Genomic DNA, 2,170 nt, shown 5'->3' on the forward strand with positions numbered 1-2,170 from the left:
CGCACGTGGTTAAGTCTTGGCGTAATAACTGGGAGGGCTTAACGGTGTTCTTTGGCTACCCTAAAGACATTAGAAAAGTCATATATACCACCAATGCTATTGAGTCGCTAAACAGTGTGATTCGGACAGCGGTGAATAAGCGTAAGGTGTTCCCGTCTGATCAAGCAGCATTCAAGGTAGTATATCTGGCAACCCAGCAGGCATCGTCAAGGTGGTCGATGCCGATTCGTAACTGGACGTCTGCTCTGAATCGTTTTATGATTATGTTTGATGATCGTATCAGTAAGCATTTAATCTAAAGGGCAGTTACACAGAATTCGGGATGGTCTCGATATATTTTAGAAAATACTACCCTTCGTGACCACTAATCCTTATTTAAAATGGACCCTTAGATATTTAGGCTAGTAGCACCAATGGTTTGAGTGGATAAGGTAGTTTTAATGTACTTAGCGAACATTCAACTTTCTAGTTAGGACTCGAATATTTGGCTGTAAGCTAAAGATGTTAATTGTTTAATTTTATGAAATATTACGCAATGTGCTTTGTAATGTACTTACTATGCATTTTCTATTCGTGTTTAGTACGCCACATAGGCATCGATACTCGTACTCAGCATTGTTCTCTTGATTAATTTTGATAACCGCATTAGATTAGGAATTGCTATCCTCAATAATTTTTATTACCTAGGATAGCTTCATCTATTTTCTCGTTATTCTTTAAACTGCCAATAGTAAATATCAACAGTATTTATTGCTACATCATCAATATGCATCTTTAAAAATTAATACGATATCTTCTTTTGTTCCCTTGCGTGGATTACTAAAGGCATTACCATCTTTTAATGCATTATCTGCCATGAGTTCGAAGTCTTGCTCTTTGACTCCTAATTCGCTGAGATGGCCAGGGATGGCGACATCGGCAGAAAGTCTAAACAAGGCATTAATGGCTTTTTCAGCCGCTTCTATCGCTGAACAACCTACTGTATTTTCTCCGAGAAATTCTGCGATATCAGCAAATTTTTGTACATTGGCGATCAAATTATAACGGCATACATGCGGTAATAATATTGCATTGGCAACACCATGTGGCATGTCATATAAACCACCGAGTTGATGTGCCATAGCATGCACATAACCTAAGTTACCATTATTAAAGGCCATACCCGCCAATAGCGAAGCATAAGCCATATTTTCACGGGCTTTAAGATCACTACCATTGGCGACTGCAGTGCGTAGGTTGTTAGCAATCAGTTTGATAGCTTGAATGGCAGCTGCATCGGTAACTGGATTAGCATCTACTGAAACATAGGCTTCAATGGCATGGGTTAGGGCATCCATACCAGTCGCAGCCGTCAAAGCACGTGGTTTACCAATCATCAACAATGGATCATTGATCGAGACCATAGGCAAGTTACGCCAACTGACGATGACGTATTTCAATTGGGTTTTGGTGTCAGTAATCACGCAGTGGCGTGTGACTTCACTGGCAGTACCCGCCGTGGTATTTACTGAGACGATTGGAGGAAGTGGATGGCTCAGAGTATCGATACCTGCATAATCGCCAATCTTGCCTGAATGTGTGGCCATAATACCAATAGCCTTACCGCAATCATGTGGAGAACCCCCACCTACGGTAACGATCATGTCGCATTGATTATCTTGGTAGCATGCTAGTCCGGATGTTACATCGGAATCTTTAGGGTTTGCCTGAACGCCAGAAAACACGCTGCTACTGATACCGACTGCATCGAGGTAGGCAATAGTCTTTTCAACAGCACCATCTTTGAGTGTAGCCAAAAATGGGTCGGTGACAATCAAGGCGTGTTTTCCACCTAATATCTGACAACGTTGTCCTACAACTTCTAAACAGCCTGGACCAAAGAAATTGACGTTAGGTACTAAATAATCATAAAAACGCATAAGTAAATATCCTTTTTAAATATGAATCAGTTTGATGGTTACTACATGGAGAAACTAGAAGAGTCCCATTGAATTGTCGTCATAACTGACTAAGAGATTTTTGGTTTGTTGGTAATGGTCTAGCATCATCTTGTGGGTTTCACGTCCGATACCTGAATTTTTATAACCACCAAAGGCTGCATGCGCAGGGTGTAGACCATAGCAGTTGGTCCAGACTCGCCCAGCCTTTATAGCGCGACCCATGCGATAGG

General features: G+C 41.3%; 3 protein-coding genes. 1 reads left to right on the forward strand and 2 read right to left on the reverse strand.

The window, feature by feature from the left end:
- Positions 1–299, forward strand: a 299-nt coding sequence (locus V7D75_RS14005; RefSeq protein WP_333615053.1) for a transposase, incomplete at its 5' end; no start/stop codon positions are given.
- Positions 300–761: 462 nt separating this feature from the next.
- On the opposite strand, the gene V7D75_RS14010 is transcribed toward V7D75_RS14005, so the two are convergent.
- Both V7D75_RS14010 and V7D75_RS14015 read right to left on the reverse strand, forming a co-directional pair.
- Positions 762–1,919: an iron-containing alcohol dehydrogenase gene (locus V7D75_RS14010; protein ID WP_333615054.1), complete on the reverse strand. Its 1,158-nt coding sequence runs from the start codon at positions 1,917–1,919 to the stop codon at positions 762–764.
- A 54-nt stretch (positions 1,920–1,973) separates the two neighbouring features.
- Positions 1,974–2,170 (reverse strand): aldehyde dehydrogenase family protein (locus V7D75_RS14015; RefSeq protein ID WP_333615055.1); only part of this gene is annotated, 197 nt, incomplete at its 5' end.

The organism is Psychrobacter sp., assembly GCF_036731945.1.
GTDB lineage: Bacteria > Pseudomonadota > Gammaproteobacteria > Pseudomonadales > Moraxellaceae > Psychrobacter.